The organism is Sphaerisporangium dianthi (assembly GCF_042654065.1).
GTDB lineage: Bacteria > Actinomycetota > Actinomycetes > Streptosporangiales > Streptosporangiaceae > Sphaerisporangium > Sphaerisporangium dianthi.
This window is the reverse complement of sequence record NZ_JBHSFP010000017.1, coordinates 60092-78547: the sequence shown is the minus strand read 5'-3', so window position 1 is coordinate 78547 and position 18456 is coordinate 60092. Positions and strand designations below refer to the sequence as shown.

Sequence of the window (18456 nt, the reverse complement as noted above, 5' to 3'; positions counted from 1 at the left end):
CAGAGCGGTCAGGCAGCTCGGGATATCCGGGCCCGCCGCATCCGCATGCTAGCCCCGACCGGTGACCGCTCTAGACAGGAGACGTTCCCCGAGAGCAGGGCGTTCACGCTCCATCCAACTACTGTTGGGGGGTCACATGTTCCCGCTACGCCGCAAGCGAACGACGTTTAGCATCGCCGTTTTACGTGAACCCCCGGGCCGCGCCCCGGACGATCACGCTCGGAAAACACGATCATGCGGCTATGGCGGCGATTCACCACAGGTCGCCGCCATAGCCGAGTGATCAACAAAGAGCTCGTCAGTGTGCCGCTTCGTACTGCTCGACCACGGAGGACGCAATACGGCCGCGCTCACTGACGGAGATGCCGTGCGCCTTGGCCCACGCCCTGATCTCCGAGCTCTTTTCCCGGGACGGACGCTGCCCGCCGCCTCGCTTGCGGCCCCGAGTGGTGGCGCCCTCCGCCCGGCGGGCACTGGACACGAAAGCAGACAGCGCCTCGCGCAGCTTCTTGGCGTTTTCGCCGCTCAGGTCAATCTCGTAAGCGGAGCCATCAATCGCGAAGGTGACAGTCTCATTGGCCTCGCCACCATCGAGGTCGTCGATGAGTATCTTCTGGATCTGCGTGGCCATCTGGCAATCCTTTCGCAGAGCATTGTTCGATTCGCCAGCCAAAGATATACCCGGTAACCCCGGCTGACAATTCAGGGAACCCACGGGTTCAAGAGGAGCTGTGGCGCCGGGCCCTCCGGTCAGTCGGAAGAAGCCTCAGATGCCTCAGATGACTTCTCCGGGGACTCCGCCTCCTGACGCCGGCCCCCCGCTTCGGAACGGAACAGCTTGACGACCGCGATGATGACCACCGCGGCGACCACCAAGGGTGGTATCAACGCGGACAATACATCGTTCATTGATCCTCGCTCCACGCGGGGGTGGCATTCAGTGCCCCTCCCGCGTTAATTGTCACACGAGACTCCCACGCTCTGTGCCACGGCGGGCTGATCCGGGAGTCACGATCTGACTCTATCCCCACAGGAGGTCAGCGGGGGTTGCGGGGCGGGCGCCAAAGCCGCCCGAGGACCGTTCCACAGCATTCTCCGTCTCTCCAGGCGTCTTACCGGATGGCAGGGAAAGGTGGATCGCCCGGAAAACACGGACGGGACGGCCGCGCCGCGGCCGTCCCGTCAATAAAGCCGATCTCAGCGAGGAGCCTTGACCACAACGGTCCCGGCGACCTTGTCGTGCAGGCCCTGCTGCAGCGGCTTGTCGGTGAGGATAAGCACGCCGAGCACGAGGACGAAGATGGCGGCGAGGAAGCCGAGGAAGGGAATGCCGTACAGCACCAGCACGCCGGGGTAGATAGCCGAACGCTTCATCAGCGCCGACGAATCCACGGGGGCGCCGCCGACGCCGACGAGACGGATCTTCATGACCTTCTTGCCGATGGTCTGGCCGTCCTTGGAATTCAACACGTAGTCGTAGGCGGCGTAGGCGCCGTAGGCGATGATCGCCGACACCAGGCCCGGGACGATGGAGGTGCCCACCGCGAGCGCGGGGTTGGCGAGAATGTCCTCCGTCGACGGCACGAAGAGCGGCGTGAGGATGAGGCTCAGGATGAAGTACACGACACCGAAGATGAGCGTGTCGATGATCCGCGCGACCCACCTCTCCCACCACTCGGCCAGCGGCGCGGGCGCGCCGGGAGGAAGCGGAGCGCCCTGCGGAGCGCCGTAGGGGGCGCCGTAACCCTGGGGCGCGCCGTACCCGCCCTGGGGGGCGCCGTATCCACCCTGGGGGTCGCCGTAGCCGGGTTGAGGGGCGCCGTATCCGCCCCCCTGGGGGTTCCCGTATGGCTGTTGGCCAGGCCCCTGCCGCGGGTCATAGGGACCGCCGGGGGGTGGTTCTGCCGTCATTTGATCACCTTTCGCGACTGCGAAGGAAGCTGCGGTTCGTGCAAGGTCCTATCGCATGTAGGGGTATGTCCGTTACCTTTTCGCCAAGCTTCCCGCCACGAAGGGCGCAGGCTCGGTCGCATATAGCAAACGAGGCCGGAGGATCGTCCCCCGGCCCCGGTCGCTCGCGCTTACTTGATCTTCACGACGACGGTCTTGGCGACCTTGTCGTGCAGACACTGCTGGAGTGGCTTGTCCCAGAACTGCCACAGGACGTTCACCAGGTAGAACACCCACGTGATCAGGCCCACGACCGGAATCCACGCGACGAGCTCCGGACCCCACAGGACGCCGGCGCGCCTGATCGCGACGTCCGAGCCGAGCCCGCCCTCGGTGGTGCCGTCCACCGGGACGATCTTGATGCCCATGACGATCTTGCCGACGGTCTGGCCGCGCTGCTTGGTCATCAAGAACTCGTACCCGACCCAGAACAACCCGGCCAGGATCGCCGTCAGAAGGCCGGCCAGGAAGACCCCGCCTCCCGGCGTGATCGCACCAGAGGTGGGGTCGAAGCTCGGCGAGGTGATGATGAGCGCGGCCAGCGCGACATTGATGATCGTGTACGGGATGGCGAGGATCACGACGTCCACGAGGCGGGCGACCAGGCGCTGCCACCACTCCGCCAGCGGCGCGGGTGCGCCGGGGGGCTGCGCGCCGGTGGCCGGGCCTGCCTGCTGATAACCCGCGGGACCGTACCCCTGCTGGCCGTACTGCGGCTGGCCGTAGCCCTGCTGGCCGTAGCCGGCCCCATAGGGAGGCGCCTGCTGCGCGTACTGGGCCTGGCCGTACTGGCCGGCCTGCTGGTCGTAGCCGGCCTGCTGACCGTACTGCGCCTGCTGGCCGTACTGCCCCTGCTGCTGCCCGTAGCCCTGCTGGGCCTCCTGCTGGCCGTACTGTGCGTGCTGGCCGTACTGCGCCTGCTGGGCCTCCTGCTGGCCGTACTGGGCCTGCTGGCCGTAGCCCTGCTGGGCCTCCTGCTGGCCGTAGGGCTGCTGCTGGCCGTACGCCTGGCCCTGCTGGCCGTAGGGCTGCTGGCCATAGCCGCCGCCCTGCTGGCCGTACGCGCCCTGCTGCTGACCGTAGGGCGGCTGCGCCGCCTGCTGGCCGTAGCCCTGCTGGGCCTCCTGCTGCCCGTACTGACCGTACTGCGGCTGCTGGCCGTACTGCCCCTGCTGCTGGCCGTACGACTGCTGCCCTTGCTGGCCGTACTGCTGCTGCCCGTAGCCCTGCCCCTGGGACTGCTGAGGATAGGACGGCTGGCCGTACGCTCCGGTCCCGCCCTGCTGACCGTAGGAGCCCGGCTGCCCGTAAGAGCCCGTCCCTGCCTGCTGCCCGTAGGCCCCCTGCTGGCCGTAGCCCTGCTGGGGCTGGGCCGCGTGCTCGGAGGTGGGCTGGGGACGGTGGACGACGGTCACCTCCGGATCGATGCCCGGGGGGTTCTGCTGCCCATATTGCGGAGAGCCGGAGGACGAATGACCGTCGTCCGGCTCATCGCGTGGGTACGGCGGCTGTCCGGTGCTCACCGTGTCACCTCACTTCGGCTTCGCACGTGTCCTCTGTCAGGCGCACATGCCGTGATGTTGCCAAGGTAGCGACAGCGGCATCAACAGTCACCTTTCCATTCCGTCACCGGGAGGGTCAAGATCGCGGACTCAGGTGCAGCAACATGCGCGTGTTACCGAGAGTGTTCGGCTTGACGTGCTCCAGGTCGAGGAACTCGGCGACGCCCTCGTCATAGGAGTCCAGCAACTCGGCGTAGACCTCCGGGGACACCGGCGTCCCCTGGATCGGGACGAAACCGTGCCTGGCGAAGAACGCGACCTCGAAGGTCAGGCAGAAGACGCGCCGGACCTCCAGTTCGCGGGCGGCCTCGATGAGCGCGGCGACGATCATGTGGCCGACGCCCAGGCCGCGGCAGGCGTCGTCGACGGCGACCGTGCGGATCTCCGCGAGGTCCTCCCAGAGCACATGGAGGGCTCCGCAGCCCACCACCGCGCCGTCACGCTCGGCCACCCAGAACTCCTGGACGTCCTCGTAAAGGGTCACGGTCGATTTGCGCAGAAGGCGCGGCCCGTCACCGGAGTAGGTGTCGACCAGTCGCCGGATCACCCGGACGTCGGAGGTGCGGGCCCGCCTCACGACGGACACGCCTGCGGCCGGTACGCGCTGCGCTGCCTGCTCCATGAGGGGCCAGCGTATCGGCCCTCCCGCGGACGCCACCGCACGCCGCCGCCACCGCTCCGCCATATCGGTCTGTCCGAAACACCTGGCAACTCTGCGCCGGGATCGCACAGCGTCACCCTTCGGGCGCAGTGGGTGTGCGCGGCCGGGCGGTCCGGCGACGCGCGACACGACAAGGTCCCGGACCTGCGGATTTCCGTGGCATCAGCGCTCGGACACCGGGTAACCGCAGCTCGGCGCGGGTGCGCGGCGCTCACGCGTGTGATCTCTCCGTGATACCCCGGTTGTGCAACCTCAACAGAATTCGCAGTTCTGGTTGAGCAGGAACCAGGACTGCACTAGTGTCCAGCGTCAATGTCGGTCATCGCTCCGCGGTGGCCGCACCGCCTAATTCCCACCTCGTCCGAGCGGCGGGAAACCGGGGACCCAAAGGTGGGAGACGGGGAAACCCCCGCGCCCCCACCACCCCTGGGGTGAATCCGAGAAGGAGGCATCGCGATCCTCCATGGTCACGTTCTCGGTAGGGCTGCTCCGGCCCGAACCCGTCAGCTAACCCGGTAGGCGGCCTTGGGAAGGAGCTTGTTGGTGCAGCCTAGGCGCACGCCTGGAATGAGCGCGGGAAGACACGCCCGCGCACGAGAACGCGGCCTCCGTGCCCGGTTCGGCGGCGCCCCGACGGCGTCCTGGCGCCTTCCACGCCGCATCGCGCTGGTCACCACGGCGCTGATGGCGCTCACGTTCGGCTCGCCCCTGGTGGCCGCGACGGCCGAGCCCAAGCCCAGCCTCAACGATCTCAAGAACCAGGTCGAGCACCTCTACAACCAGATCGAGTCGCTCACCGAGCAGTACAACGGCCAGAAGGAACGGCTCAAGCAGGCGCAGCGGTCGGCCGAACTGGCCAAGAAGACCCTCGTCAAGAGCGAGGCCGACCTCGAGGCCAAGCGCGCCAAGGCCGGCATGTACGCCCAGGACGCCTACATGACGGGCGGTCTCGGCTCGCCTTTCAACCTGGCCATGACCGCCGACCCCGACGCCTACCTCGACCGCGTGGCCACGACCTATGCCCTGCAGTTGCAGCAGGGTGAGGAGGTCGCCCAGATCAGCAAGGCGATGGCGAACGCCGAGCGCGCCAAGGCCGGCGCCAAGGCCCGCGAGGCCGAGGTGAAGAAGCTCGTCACCGACCTCGCCTCGCACCGCGACAAGATCCGCGGCCTGGTCGCCAGGACCGAGAGCAGCCTGTTCAAGCGCGCGCTGTCCCAGGCGGGCCAGACGTTCGGCAGGGCCACGAAGATCGACATTCCGATCCCGGGCGAGGGCAAGGCGGCCCAGGCCGCCAAGTGGGCGCTGACCCAGCAGCTCAAGCCGTACGTCTGGGGCGCGGCGGGGCCGCGCACCTTCGACTGCTCCGGCCTGGTCATGTGGGCCTACCAGAAGGTCGGCATCAGCCTGCCGCACTACACCGGCGACCAGTGGACCGCGGGCACGCACGTGTCCCGGGAGGAACTGCGCCCCGGCGACCTGGTCTTCTTCTACAACGACCTGCACCACGTCGGCATCTACATCGGCGGCGGCATGATGGTGCACGCCCCGCGCACCGGTGACGTCGTCCGGGTGGTCCCATTGGGCAACCGCCCGTTCGCGGGTGGAGTGCGCATCGCCGACTAGTGCGCCAGGTCGCGGCCGGGCCGCGGGCCTGAGCCGGACCGCGGACCTGCGCCGGACCGCGGCCCCGAGCCGGGACGGCGTACCGGGCGCATGCCGGATGCCGCGTGCGGGCGATGCGCACGCGGCGGACGGGCGGCGCCGCCGCGCCGCCCGGGTCGGAGGTGGTGGCGCCGCCTGCCACCCGGGCCGGATGAATCGGCGCCGCCCGCGCCGGCACAGCCGGAGGATCGGGCCGCCCGGCGCGCGTCAGATGAGGCGCCGCCGCGCCGCCCAGGCCACGGCCTCGATGGCGGTGGCCACGCCTATGCGGTCGCAGATGCCGCGCAGGCGGCGTCGCACGGTGCGGCCGCTCACGTCGAGCCGCCGCCCGACCCTGTCGACGGTCACGCCCTTGGCCAGTTCGGCGAGCAATAGAAGATCATCGTCGCTCAGTCCAACACCGTCTGATCCCGAAGGAATGTCATTCCCTCGGGAAACCAGATCCGGATACGCCATCGGGTGTCCTCCCCCACGACGAACTCGGCAACATACTGAATGCTTCGGCCCGCCCGTCAGGAACGTTAAACGCCGCGTTGAAAGGTCGTCAAGCACTGACCTCCATACCCATGACGTTTGTGATTGACATACCAGTGCATATGTGAACTACTCGTGACATGCTCCCGAACCTACCGGTCCGGGATGATAGCGGCGATGATCATGGAAGCCGGCGCACCACCCGCGACGAGAGGCCGCCGCGGTGCTGGTGGAGGCCGGGTTCGGCGGAGCCGCCCACCGGGACGCCTGGCTCGGGGATATACGGCCGGCGCCCTATACGGCGAATTCGACCCGCGAAACCTTCGGGCGTTTCTGACCTTTTCCCGCCGGTCACGGCCACCGACGTAACACGATGGCCACACGGGATTTGCCGCAGCGGATCACCGCACCGCGTCCTATTCGGCACGCGCCGCCCGCACGCCCTCGATATGGATCTCCGCCCGCCGCCTGATCGCCGGCGTGGCCGGCTGGAGGCCGCGGCCCGGCGGCGCACTCGTCGTCGACCCGCGCCGGCACGGCCGGCGTGACATCCGCCGGCGATGCCGGCCCGCTATGGGCGGTCGGCGGCCGGGGCTCAGGCGGTGTTGCGGCCGTAGATCAGCCGCAGCCCGATGAGCGTCAGCCAGGGCTCGTGCACGTCGATCGAGCGCGCCTCGTTCACCACCAGAGAGGCCATCGAACCGGTGGCCACGACGGTCACGTCGTCCGGGTCGGCCGCGAGCTCGGGCGCCATGCGCTCGACGATGCCGTCAACCTGGCCGGCGAAGCCGTAGATGATGCCCGCCTGCAGCGCCTCGACGGTGTTCTTGGCGATCACCGAGCGAGGGCGCACCAGCTCGACCTTGTGGAGCTGGGCTCCCGCCGCCGCCAGGGCGTCCACCGAGATCTCGATGCCCGGGGCGGTGACCGCCCCGATGTACTCGCCCTTGGCCGACACCGCGTCGAACGACGTCGCGGTGCCGAAGTCGACGATGATGCACGGCCCCCCGTAGAGCGTGACGGCGGCGAGCGCGTTGACGACGCGGTCGCTGCCGAGCTCCTTGGGGTTGTCCATGCGCACCGGCACCCCGGTGCGCACCCCGGGCTCCACGATCACGGCGGTCACGTCGCCGTAGTAGCGCCGGCACATCTCACGCATCTCGTTCAGAACGGAGGGGACCGTCGAGCAGATGGCGATGCCGCCGATGTCAGCGTCCTTGAGCAGAGGGCTCTGGCCGAGCAGCCCCTGCAGGACGACCGCGATCTCGTCGGCGGTGCGCCTCGCGTCGGTGGCGAGGCGCCAGTGCTCGATGACCTCCTCGCCTTCGAACAGGCCGAGCACCGTGTGAGTGTTGCCGACGTCGATCGTGAGCAGCATCAAGCCCCCCGAAGGTCCAAAGCGATGTCGAGTGCGGGCGCCGAGTGGGTCAGCGACCCCACAGCAAGGTAGTCAACACCGGTTTCGGCCACCTCACGGGCGGATTCCAGGTGGAGTCCTCCGCTGGACTCCAGCCGCGCCCTGCCGCCCACCAGGGCCACCGCGCGACCGAGATCCTCGACGGTGAAGTTGTCCAGCAGGATCTCCTCCGCCCCCTCCGCGAGCACCGGCTCGATCTGGTCGATGCGGTCGACCTCCACCTCGATCGGCAGCTCCGGGTAGGCCTGTCGTACCGCCCGGAACGCCTCGGCGACCCCGCCCGCCGCCACTACGTGATTGTCCTTGATCAAGGCGGCGTCCGACAGGGACATCCGATGATTGACCCCGCCACCGCACCGCACGGCGTACTTCTCCAGCGTCCGCAGACCAGGAAGGGTCTTGCGGCTGTCGCGGACCCGGGCCCCGGTGCCGCTCACCGCCTCGACCCACCGGTGCGTCAGCGTGGCGATGCCGGACAGGTGGGTGAGCAGATTGAGCACCGTGCGCTCTGCGGTGAGCACGTCGCGTACAGGTCCGACGACCGTCATCAGCACGTCGCCGCGGGAGACGCGCTCGCCGTCCTTGGCATGGCGCTCCACGGTCAGGCGACCGCCTGAGGAAGCGTGGAACACCGCCTGGGCGACCGCGAGCCCGGCGACCACGCCGTCGGCGCGGGCCACGAGGTCCGCCGCCGCCGCCTGGTCGGCGGGCACGGTGGCGATCGTCGTGACGTCGCCCTGCTCGGTGACGTCCTCGGCGAGGGCGGTGCCGATCAGGGTCATGACCGCCGCCGGGTCCAGGCCCGCCTCCGCCAGCTCGGCCTCGAGCTGGTGCGGCAGACCGGCCGCCCGATCGTCGTCGTGCTTGGTGTAGGCCATGGTCAGTCCCTCCTCGGCCAGGGTCATGTCAAGGTGCCCCAGCCACCAGGCGTCGTTGCGTTCCGGGAAGTCCTCCCGCCAGTGGGACCCGCGCGTCTCCTCGCGGGCCCGGGCCGCCGCCACCACGGCGCTCGCCACGGTGAGCAGGTTCGTGGCCTCCCACGCCTCGGTGCACCGCTCGACCGCCACCGGGGTCCAGCGGGCGTCCAGCAGGCCGTGGCCCACCTCGGCGAGGCTCCTGCCGCTGCGCAGCACCCCCGCGCCCGTGCTCATGCGAGCCTGCACGCGCGGCCGCACCCGGGGGTCCACCAGCCCGGCGGCGCGGCCGTCGTCGACCGGCTCGCCCGGGGCGGTCCGCGGCCGGGCGGCGAGGTCGGCCGCGATGCGCTCGGCGAAGACCAGCCCTTCCAGCAGGGAGTTGGAGGCGAGCCGGTTGGCGCCGTGCACCCCCGTGCAGGCCGCCTCGCCGCAGGCGTACAGGCCCGGGACGCTGGCCCGCCCGCGCAGGTCGGTGCGGACGCCGCCGCTGGCGTAGTGCGCGGCGGGCGCGACGGGGATGGGCTCGCGCGCCGGGTCGATGCCGTGTTCCAGGCACACCGCGTAGATCGTCGGGAAGCGGGCGCGCCACTTGTCCTCGCCGAAGTGGCGGGCGTCAAGGCGCACGTGGCTCGCGCCGCTCTCCAGCATCCGGCGCATGATCGCCTTGGCGACCACGTCGCGGGGCGCCAGTTCGGCCAGCTCGTGCACCTCCACCATGAAGCGCTCGCCGGCCTCGTCGAGCAGGACGGCGCCCTCGCCGCGCACCGCCTCCGAGATGAGCGGCTGCTGGCCGGTCGATCCCTCGCCGAGCCAAAGGACGGTCGGGTGGAACTGGACGAACTCAAGGTCGCGCACGACGGCCCCCGCGCGTAGCGCCAGGGCCACCCCGTCGCCGGTGGAGACCAGCGGGTTGGTCGTGGCGGCGTACACCTGGCCCATGCCTCCGGTGGCGAGCACGACCGCGCCCGCGCGCACCGCGCCCACGCCGTCCCTCGCGCCCTCGCCCATGACGTGCAGCGTGACGCCGCACGTGGCGCCGGAGGCGTCCTTGAGCAGGTCGAGCACCAGCGCGTGCTCGATGATCTCGATGCGGCCACCCGCGGAGGCGCCGCCGCGGACGGCCTCGACCAGCGCGCGCTGGACCTCGGCGCCCGTGGCGTCACCGCCGGCGTGGACGATGCGGTCGCGGCGGTGGCCGCCCTCCCTGGTGAGCTGGAGGCCGCCGTCGGGCTGCCGGTCGAAACGGGCCCCATGCGCCATCAGCCGCCGCAGCGCGCCCGGCCCCTCTGTCACCAGCGCCTGCACGGCCCGGACGTCGCACAGCCCCACACCGGCGATGAGCGTGTCGCTGAGGTGCTCGGGCCAGGAGTCGGCGGGGTCCAGGACGGCGGCGATGCCGCCCTGCGCCCACTGGGTGGACCCGGCCGACAGCACGTCCTTGGTGACGACGAGCACGCGGGCGTCGGGCGCCAGTTCGGCGTACCGGAGCGCCACGGTGAGTCCGGCGATGCCCGAGCCGACGACGACGACATCGGCGGTGACGGTCCAGCCCGGCTCGGGCGCGGCCAGCCGGCGGGGAATAGGCGGATGGGTCATGGGGGCTCCCTTATTTCGTCAATATGACGATAAAGCATTCCCATGTGTCCCCGCCACGCGGGGCCCACCCGCCACCTGCCCCGCCGCGCTCAGGAGGACAGGGTCAGAACGGCGTTGTCGATCAGCCGGGTGGCGCCCACTTTGGCGGCGACCGCGAGGACGGCCTCGCCGCGGTGATCGTCGGCCACGGCGGTGAACGTGGCCGGGTCGACCAGGCTCAGATAGTCCAGCAGCAGCGGCGGATCGGCGCGGGCGGCCTCGTCCAGCACGGCGTGGGCGGCGTGCAGGATGTCCTTCGGCCGGGTGTGGCGGGCGCCCTCGCGAAGCGCGGCCGACAGCGCCAGGGCCGTGACCCGGTCGGCCGGCGACAGATAGCGGTTGCGGCTGGACAGCGCCAGCCCGTCCGGCTCGCGCACCGTGGGAGCCCCCACGATGGTGACCGGCACGTCGAGGTCGGCGACCATCCGCCGGATCATCGCCAGCTGCTGGGCGTCCTTCTGCCCGAAGACCGCGACGTCCGGCTGGACCAGGTTGAAGAGCTTGAGCACGATGGTGAGCACGCCGTCGAAGTGGCCGGGCCTGAAGGCTCCCTCGGCGACCGTGCCCATCTGACCGGAGGAGACGCCGACCTGGCGGTCGGGCAGGTACATCTGGCCGGCCGCCGGAGCGAAGACCAGGCCGGCCCCCTCGGCGGCGCACACCGCGAGATCGGCGTCGAAGGTGCGCGGGTAACGCGAGAAGTCCTCGTGCGGGCCGAACTGCAGCGGGTTGACGAAGACGCTGACCGCCACGTGGTCGGCGCGCTCGCGAGCCAGGCGGATCAGCGAGCGGTGCCCCTCGTGCAGCGCCCCCATGGTCGGGACCAGCGCCAGCGTGCCCCCGCCGGCCTGACTCCCGCCGGACGCCCCGCCCACGCCCAGCGCGGCGCGCGCCGCGAGCAGCTCGGCGCGGTCTCCGGCGACGATCACGTCCATGTGTTGCCTCCCAGGGCGTCGAGCAGGCGTTCGGCCGCCTCGGGCTTGAGCAGGCCGGCGGCCAGCGCGCGGTCGGCGGTGAGCCGCGCGAGGGCCACGTAGGCGTCGGCCGCCTCGGGCGCGGCCAGGATGAGCGCGTCCACGTGCTTGCGCACGGTGGCGGCGTCGCCGCGCACGACCGGCCCGGTCAGGCCGGCCAGCCCCAGCCGCAGCGCGTTGTCCAGCGCGGCCCCGAGCAGCGGGCCGAGCATGCGGCCCGGCTGCTCGACGCCGATCTTCTTCAGCAGCTCCTGCGACTCGGCGATCAAGGTGACCATGTGGTTGGCCGCCCCCGCGAGAGCGGCGTGGTACAGCGCGCGGTCCTCCTCGCTGATCCAGACCGGCTCGCCGCCCATCTCGATCACCAGGGCCTCGGCCACCGGGCGGAGCGGTTCGGGCGCCGTGACGCCGAACGAGCAGCCGACAACGCGGCGCATGTCGTCGTCCCGGCCGGTGAAGGTCATCACCGGGTGCAGCGCGAACGGCAGCGCGCCGGCGGCGGTCGCGGCGTCGAGCACGGCCAGGCCGTAGGCGCCGCTGGTGTGCACGAGCATCTTGCCCCGCAGGCCGGCCCCGGTCGCGGCGAGGCCCGCGACCAGGCCGGGCAGGGCGTCGTCGGGCACGGTCAGCAGCACCAGATCGGCGACGCGGACGACCTCGTCGGGCTCGGAGATGTCCACGCCGAGGCGGTCGAGCGCCCTGCGGCGCGAGGCGTCGGAGACCCCGGAGGCCGCGACGACGTAGTGCCCCGCCTGCGCGAGAGCCGTGCCGAGGACCGAACCCACCCGCCCGGCGCCGAGCACCCCGACCGCGAGACGCCCGGGGCGGTCGCTTGTCTCCATCACTTTTCCGTTCACCTTCGACGGATCAGGCCAGCTGCCAGCGTAACGGTCGCCCCGCGCCTTGTGCCGGGCGCCCGGCCGGCTCGCCCTGTGGTCGTCCACAGCCTGTCAGCGGGGACGGTCATGGGCCAAGACCGGAATTGGTAACGTCCGGTGTCGTGTGGGTCACGTGGCGGCAGGCCATGCAGCAGGCGCTCTACGGCGACGACGGGTTCTACATCCGCGAGCGCCCGTCGGGCCACTTCCGCACGTCGGTCGGCGCCTCACCCGCGTTCGCCCAGGCGGTGCTGCGCCTGCTCGGCGCGGTGGAGGAGGCGGTGGGCCGTCCCGTCGAGCTCGACCTGGTCGACGTCGGCTCCGGGGACGGCGCGCTGGTCGCCCAGGTGCTCGACACCGTCGGCCCCGGCCTGGCCGAGCGGCTGCGGGTCACGGCCGTCGACCTGTCCCCGCCGCCCGACGACTTCGACAAGCGCGTCACCTGGTCGCCCGCCCTCCCCGAGACGATCACCGGACTGGTGATCGCGAACGAGTGGCTCGACAACATCCCGCTGGACGTCGCCGAGCAGACGCCCGAGGGACCCCGCCTGGTGCTGGTCGATCCCGAGTCCGGTCGAGAGCGGCTCGGCGACCCGCCGGGCGAGGCCGACGATCGGTGGCTGCGGCGGTGGTGGCCGCTGCGCCGCACCGGCGCGCGGGCCGAGATCGGCCGTCCTCGCGACGAGGCGTGGGCGTCGGTCATCGAGAGGCTGGCACGGGGGCTGGCGGTGGCCGTCGATTATGCACACCCTGTGGATAACCGGCCGCCCTACGGCACCCTGACCGGGTACCGTGACGGGGCCTGCGTGCCCGCCATACCCGACGGGTCCTGCGATATCACCGCGCACGTGGCGCTGGACGCGTGCGCGGCGGCCGGCGAGCGGGCCGGTGCGATATCCACAGCCTTGACCACACAACGGCAGGCTTTACGCGATCTCGGGGTCAAAGGCACCCGTCCTCCGCTGGCCCTGGCGGCCACCGATCCGGGCGGCTATCTCCGCGCCCTCGCGCGCGCCTCCGAGGAGGCCGAGCTGATCGACCCCGACGGGCTCGGCGGCTTCGGCTGGCTCACCCAATGGAAGCGCTGACGCCCCCTCGCGCGGGCCGTCCGGTCAGCCGGTGGAGATCTTCAGCGCTTCGAGGCCGCGGATGACGTAGTTCGGCTTCCACACCGGTTCCTCGACGAGCTCGATCTTGCGGGCGGCCCTGAGCAGCGCGCCGAAAGACTCCGCCAGCTCGACGCGCGCCAGAGGGGCGCCCAGGCAGAAGTGGATGCCCGCTCCGAACGAGATGTGCGGGTTGTCCTTGCGGCCGACGTCCAGCCGGTCGGGGTCCTCGAACGCCTCCGGGTCCCGGTTGGCCGAGCCGAAAAGCAGGGCCACCTCGACGCCCTTCGGGATGTCCACCCCGCCGATGGTGACGTCCTCGAGCACCCAGCGCTCGAACAGCTGCAGCGGAGTGTCCCAGCGCATCAGCTCCTCGACGGCGGTGGGCAGCAGCGACAGGTCGCCCCGCAGCCGCTCAAGCTCGCCGGGGTTGCGCAGCAGCGCCCACCAGCCGTTGCCGGTGACGTTCACCGTGGCCTCGTGCCCGGCGTTGAGGAGCAGGATGCAGGTGCCGACGAGCTCGTCGACGGTGAGCCTGTCGCCCTCGTCCACCACCTGGGCGAGCGCGCTGATCAGATCGTCCCCCGGGCGGGCGCGGCGTTCGGCGGCCAGCGCGCGCAGGTAGTCCGCGAACTCCGACGCGGCGCGAACCGCCGTGTGCTGCGCCTCGACCGACGGCGCGAGCTCGTACATCCCGCACATGCCGGCCGACCAGGGGCGAAGCAGGTGCCGGTCGGATTCGGGCACGCCGAGCATCTCGGCGATGACCGTCACCGGCAGCGGCTCGGCCACCTCGGCGATCAGGTCGCCGCCCCCGCGCTCGACGAAGCCGTCCACCAGCTCCCCGGCGACGCGGCGCACCCTCGGGCGCAGTTCCTCGACCATGCGCGGGGTGAACGCCTTGGAGACCAGCCGGCGCAGCCGGGTGTGCACGGGCGGCTCCACGTCCAGCATCGCGGCGCGGCTCACCCGCCAGAACGGCTCCTGGAAATCCGGTTCCGGCTGCCTGCCGAACTCCTCGTGCGAGGCCACGTGCAGGTAGGACCGGCCCAGCCTGCGGTCCCGCAGCGCCGCGTTGACGTCCCGGTGCCGGGCCACGAGCCACTGGCCGGTCGGCTCGAAGAAGCTGACCGGCTCGGTGTCCCTCAGCCGGCGGTAGACGTCGTACGGATGCGCGGCGAACTCGGGATTCCATGGATCAAATCGCACAATCCAATGGTAAGTGGGATATCGCGCCGGTCTCCCTCGTCCGGACTCACGGCGTCGGTGAGGGATCCGACTCGGAGGACGTGACGGACGACGTACTGGACGACGTGGCGGAGGACGTGGCGGACGACGGTCCGGGAGTGTTCGCGGCAGAGTGCGCCGGCGGCGGCGCGGGGGTCTCCGGAGCATCCTCGACGTACCGGTCGCGCAGCTCCACCGGCCGCGAGGCGCCGGCCCTCTTGCGCGCGCGGATGTTGAGCAGCTCGACGACCAGCGAGAAGGCCATCGCGAAGTAGATGTAGCCCTTGGAGATGTGCTGCTCGAAGCCCTCGGCGATCAGCACGACGCCGATGAGCAGCAGGAACGACAGCGCCAGCATCTTGATGCTCGGGTGTTTCTCGACGAACGAGCTGATCGGCCCGGACGCGAACAGCATGATCACCACTGACACGACCACGGCGGCGATCATGACGCCGATCTCGTCGACCATGCCCACGGCCGTGATGACCGAATCCAGGGAGAACACCACGTCCAGCAGCATGATCTGCACGAGCACCGACGTGAACGAGGCCGCCACCCGCCCGCCGGAGTGGCCCGAGGCGCCCTCCAGGCTGTCGCCGATCTCGAAGGCGCTCTTGCCCAGCAGGAACAGCCCGCCGAAGATCAGGATCAGATCTCGTCCTGACAACTCGTGCCCGAGCACCGCGAACAGCGGCTCGGTCAGCCGCACCACCCACGACAGCGCGAGCAGCAGCGCCAGGCGGCTCAGCATCGCCAGCGCCAGCCCCAGCTTGCGCGCCAGGTCACGGCGCTCCGGCGGCAGCTTCCCCGCCAAGATCGAGATGAAGATGATGTTGTCGATCCCCAGCACGATCTCGAGCGCGACCAGGGTCAGGAACCCGATCCATATCTCTGGGTTCAGCAGCCAGTCCATCGCGCCTCCTCAGGCCGGGCGTCCGTCACGTCACGGCCCCTGCCGGAGGAGTCCGTCCCCCTTCAACGCGCGAGGGCCTGCCAAAGTTCGCGGTGTGCGACGCGTCACGCCGCACCTCGAGAGGTTGCGGAGACGCGGGGGGTCCGGGTTATAGTCCCGGTAGGTCATGAGTGCCAGCGTCAAGCCCCGGCTCGCTGGCCGGCAACCCTCGCGCTCGCGGCGGGGTGCCCCGGGTGAAGACCAGGTCCGGCACGAGGTGTGCCGGGCAAGCGCGGGCTCCGTCATTCCAACGCCGTGACCGGGGTCCCATGACCTTAGGAGGCCGGCGTTGTCCGCTCTCACCATCCTGAAGAGCTCCTCCCCCGCCGTTCCCGGCACGTCCCCGCTGCTCGCCGACGCCTCGCCCGCCATCCCGGCGGTGCTCGGGGCCGACCTGAAGGTCCCGGTCAAGGGCGGTCGGCTCCTGCCGTACGCGAACCTGGACTACGCCGCCAGCGCGCCCTGTCTGGCGCCGGTGAACGCCGCAGTCGCCGCCGCGCTCCCGGCCTATTCCAGCGTGCACCGGGGCGCCGGGTACGCCTCCCAGCTCACCACGGCCCGCTACGAGCAGGCCCGGCACACCGTGCGCGCCTTCGTCGGCGCCCGCCCGGGGGACGCCGTCGTGTTCACCCGCAACACCACCGACGCCGCGAACCTGCTGGCCGGCTGCCTGCCGGACGGCACCACCGTCGTGGTCTTCGAAAGCGAGCACCACGCCTCCCTGCTCCCCTGGCGCAAGGCCGTGCGGCTCGCGCCGCCCGCGTTCCCGGGCGAGGCCGTGCGGGCGGCCGACGAGGCCCTCGCCGCCATCGACGGGCCCGCGCTCCTGGTCGTCACCGCGGCCTCCAACGTCACCGGCGAGCTGTGGCCGATCGCCGCCCTCGCGCACATCGCCCACCGGCACGGCGCGCGCATCCTGGTGGACGCGGCCCAGCTCGTCCCGCACCGCCGCCTCAACCTGACCGCCCTCGACCTGGACTACGTGGCCTTCTCCGGCCACAAGCTGTACGCGCCGTTCGGCGCCGGCGCCCTGGTGGGCCGCGCCGACTGGCTCGCCGGCGCCGAGCCGTACCTGCGCGGCGGCGGCGCCTCCAAGGCCGTCACCGGCGGCACGGGGCAGGGTGCTCCGCTTTCGACCGAGTGGAGCGCCGACCCCGAGCAGCGGCACGAGGCGGGCACGCCGAACGTCCTCGGCGCCATCGCGCTCGCCGCCGCCTGCGACGCCCTGTCGGCCACCGGCTGGACGCCGCTGGTCAGGGAGGAGGAGCGCCTGCTCACCCTGCTGCGCGACGGCCTCGCCGGCATCGAGGGCGTGCACGAGCTGTCGCTGTGGGGACCGGGGCATCCGCGCGTCGGCATCGTCTCCTTCGTCGTCGACGGCTGGACGGCCCGCGAGGTCGCCGAGGCGCTGTCCTTCGAGTACGGCATCGGCGTGCGGGACGGCAAGTTCTGCGCCCACCCCTTCGTCCGGCACCTGCTGGACGCGGTGGGCCGGTCCGCCGACGGCGACTGCGCGGACGGCACGACCGGCGCCGTCCGCGCCTCCTTCGGCGTCGGCACGACCGAGGAGCACGTGCGCCGCCTGGTCGGCGCCCTCTCAGATCTTGTCTCCCGCCGCTGACGTGACAGCATGGGTCCTATGACCGAACCTCGCGGAGTTCCCGAAGTTCGCGCAGCGGGTCGAACCGGCACCGGAGCCGCGGGCACGGAGCGGATCGTCGCGGTCGGGGTCGGCGCCAAAGAGCTCGCCACCGAGGACATGATCCTCAACATCGGGCCACAGCACCCCTCGACCCACGGCGTCCTGCGCCTGCGGCTGAGCGTGGACGGCGAGCGCATCGCCTCGGCCGAGCCGATCATCGGGTACATGCACCGGGGCGCCGAGAAGCTCTTCGAGGTCCGCGACTACCGGCAGATCATCGTGCTGGCCAACCGGCACGACTGGCTCTCGGCGTTCGCCAACGAGCTCGGCGTGGTGCTCGCGGTCGAGCGCATGCTCGGCATGGAGGTCCCCGTGCGGGCCGTGTGGGCCCGCACGCTGCTCGCCGAGCTGAACCGCGTGCTCAGCCACCTGATGTTCCTCGGCTCCTATCCGCTGGAGCTCGGCGCCATCACGCCGGTGTTCTACGCCTTCCGCGAGCGCGAGACGTTGCAGGCGGTGATGGAGGAGATCTCCGGCGGGCGCATGCACTACATGTTCAACCGGGTCGGCGGGCTGAAGGAGGACCTGCCGTCGGGCTGGCTCGACCGTGTTTCGCGGGCGGTCGGCGACGTGCGCAGGCGCCTGCCCGACATCGAGCGCCTCATCAACGGCAACGAGATCTTCCTCGCCCGCACGCGCGGCGTCGGGGTGCTCGACCGCGAGACGATCTTGCAGTACGGCGTCAGCGGCCCGATCGCTCGCGCCTCGGGCGTGGACCTCGACCTGCGCCGCGACGAGCCGTACCTGGCCTACGGCGAACTGCCGGTCAAGGTCGTCACCCGCACCGCCGGCGACTGCCACTCCCGGTTCGAGGTGCTGCTCGACCAGGTGAAGGTGTCGCTCGAACTGGCCGACGCGTGCGCCGAACGGCTGCGCTCGCTGCCGCCTGGCCCGATCAACCAGCGGCTGCCCAAGGTGCTCAAGGTCCCCGAGGGCCACACCTACGCCTGGACCGAGAATCCCCTCGGCCTCAACGGCTACTACCTGGTGTCCCGGGGTGAGAAGACCCCGTGGCGGCTCAAGCTGCGCAGCGCGTCGTACAACAACGTCCAGGTGCTCAGAGAGATGCTGCCCGGGCACCTGATCGCCGACATGGTGGCCATCCTCGGCTCGATGTTCTTCGTCGTCGGCGACGTCGACAAGTGATCACCCCCGTCTGACCTGCGCTTACGGCGAGTTTCGCGGCGGATGCGTTTAACCGCCCGCGCCTGGTGCAGAAGGAAGGTGCGTGAAGGGACAGGGATTCAGGGTGGCTCCGCACGAGGCGGGCCCGGCCTAGGCCGGGCCCGCCTCGTCGCGTCACGCCCTCACCTCACACGTCCCACAGGGCGAGTGGACG

Annotated in this window: 16 protein-coding genes and 2 riboswitches; of the genes, 4 read left to right on the top strand and 12 right to left on the bottom strand. The window is 70.9% G+C overall.

Going from position 1 to position 18456, the window contains the following annotated elements; genetic code table 11:
* Window positions 1-298 precede the first annotated feature (298 nt).
* From ACFO60_RS23500 to ACFO60_RS23480, 5 genes are all read right to left on the bottom strand, one after another.
* Window positions 299-631, bottom strand: coding sequence for a histone-like nucleoid-structuring protein Lsr2 (locus ACFO60_RS23500; protein WP_380843489.1), 333 nt, complete (start codon window positions 629-631; stop codon window positions 299-301).
* A gap of 119 nt (window positions 632-750) precedes the next feature.
* Window positions 751-909 carry a hypothetical protein gene (locus tag ACFO60_RS23495; protein WP_380843487.1) on the bottom strand — a complete coding sequence of 53 codons (159 nt, stop codon included), beginning with the start codon at window positions 907-909 and terminating at the stop codon, window positions 751-753.
* Between the two features lie 288 nt (window positions 910-1197).
* Complete coding sequence (locus ACFO60_RS23490) at window positions 1198-1911, bottom strand: RDD family protein (protein ID WP_380843485.1); 714 nt, start codon at window positions 1909-1911, stop codon at window positions 1198-1200.
* 170 nt (window positions 1912-2081) lie between these two features.
* Window positions 2082-3473, bottom strand: a complete 1392-nt coding sequence (locus ACFO60_RS23485) for an RDD family protein (protein ID WP_380843483.1) — start codon at window positions 3471-3473, stop codon at window positions 2082-2084.
* A 115-nt stretch (window positions 3474-3588) separates the two neighbouring features.
* Window positions 3589-4134, bottom strand: coding sequence for an amino-acid N-acetyltransferase (locus ACFO60_RS23480; RefSeq protein ID WP_380843481.1), 546 nt, complete (start codon window positions 4132-4134; stop codon window positions 3589-3591).
* Window positions 4135-4505: 371 nt separating this feature from the next.
* Window positions 4506-4711: riboswitch (cyclic di-AMP (ydaO/yuaA leader) on the top strand.
* A 29-nt stretch (window positions 4712-4740) separates the two neighbouring features.
* Between ACFO60_RS23480 and ACFO60_RS23475 the strand changes: the two genes are divergently transcribed.
* Window positions 4741-5796 (top strand): C40 family peptidase, encoded by a 1056-nt coding sequence (locus ACFO60_RS23475; RefSeq protein ID WP_380843479.1) that lies wholly within the window; start codon window positions 4741-4743, stop codon window positions 5794-5796.
* A 246-nt stretch (window positions 5797-6042) separates the two neighbouring features.
* Here the strand turns inward: ACFO60_RS23475 and ACFO60_RS23470 are convergent, their stop codons facing one another.
* The 5 genes from ACFO60_RS23470 to ACFO60_RS23450 form a co-directional block, all read right to left on the bottom strand.
* Window positions 6043-6207 (bottom strand): helix-turn-helix domain-containing protein, encoded by a 165-nt coding sequence (locus ACFO60_RS23470; RefSeq protein ID WP_307837838.1) that lies wholly within the window; start codon window positions 6205-6207, stop codon window positions 6043-6045.
* Window positions 6208-6904: 697 nt separating this feature from the next.
* Window positions 6905-7687 (bottom strand): type III pantothenate kinase, encoded by a 783-nt coding sequence (locus tag ACFO60_RS23465; RefSeq protein ID WP_380843477.1) that lies wholly within the window; start codon window positions 7685-7687, stop codon window positions 6905-6907.
* A complete protein-coding gene (locus ACFO60_RS23460) occupies window positions 7687-10239 on the bottom strand; it encodes an L-aspartate oxidase (protein ID WP_380843475.1) in 2553 nt (850 codons plus the stop codon). Before ACFO60_RS23460 ends, ACFO60_RS23465 begins: the two co-directional genes overlap by 1 nt.
* Before the next feature lie 89 nt (window positions 10240-10328).
* Window positions 10329-11213 (bottom strand): pantoate--beta-alanine ligase, encoded by an 885-nt coding sequence (panC, locus tag ACFO60_RS23455; protein WP_380843473.1) that lies wholly within the window; start codon window positions 11211-11213, stop codon window positions 10329-10331.
* Window positions 11204-12094, bottom strand: a complete 891-nt coding sequence (locus tag ACFO60_RS23450) for a Rossmann-like and DUF2520 domain-containing protein (RefSeq protein ID WP_380843471.1) — start codon at window positions 12092-12094, stop codon at window positions 11204-11206. Before ACFO60_RS23450 ends, panC begins: the two co-directional genes overlap by 10 nt.
* A 158-nt stretch (window positions 12095-12252) precedes the next feature.
* Between ACFO60_RS23450 and ACFO60_RS23445 the strand changes: the two genes are divergently transcribed.
* Complete coding sequence (locus ACFO60_RS23445) at window positions 12253-13218, top strand: SAM-dependent methyltransferase (protein ID WP_380843469.1); 966 nt, start codon at window positions 12253-12255, stop codon at window positions 13216-13218.
* Window positions 13219-13242: 24 nt separating this feature from the next.
* Here the strand turns inward: ACFO60_RS23445 and ACFO60_RS23440 are convergent, their stop codons facing one another.
* Entirely contained in the window at window positions 13243-14445 is a 1203-nt protein-coding gene (locus tag ACFO60_RS23440) for a cytochrome P450 (RefSeq protein ID WP_380843467.1), read from the bottom strand.
* A gap of 46 nt (window positions 14446-14491) precedes the next feature.
* Window positions 14492-15376 (bottom strand): TerC family protein, encoded by an 885-nt coding sequence (locus tag ACFO60_RS23435; protein ID WP_380843465.1) that lies wholly within the window; start codon window positions 15374-15376, stop codon window positions 14492-14494.
* A gap of 162 nt (window positions 15377-15538) precedes the next feature.
* Window positions 15539-15654, top strand: a riboswitch (SAM riboswitch).
* 50 nt (window positions 15655-15704) lie between these two features.
* Between ACFO60_RS23435 and ACFO60_RS23430 the strand changes: the two genes are divergently transcribed.
* Together ACFO60_RS23430 and ACFO60_RS23425 are read left to right on the top strand one after the other, a co-directional pair.
* Window positions 15705-17036, top strand: coding sequence for an aminotransferase class V-fold PLP-dependent enzyme (locus tag ACFO60_RS23430; protein WP_380843463.1), 1332 nt, complete (start codon window positions 15705-15707; stop codon window positions 17034-17036).
* Between the two features lie 138 nt (window positions 17037-17174).
* Window positions 17175-18263, top strand: coding sequence for an NADH-quinone oxidoreductase subunit D (locus tag ACFO60_RS23425; RefSeq protein WP_380843647.1), 1089 nt, complete (start codon window positions 17175-17177; stop codon window positions 18261-18263).
* The last annotated feature ends 193 nt before the right edge of the window (window positions 18264-18456 follow it).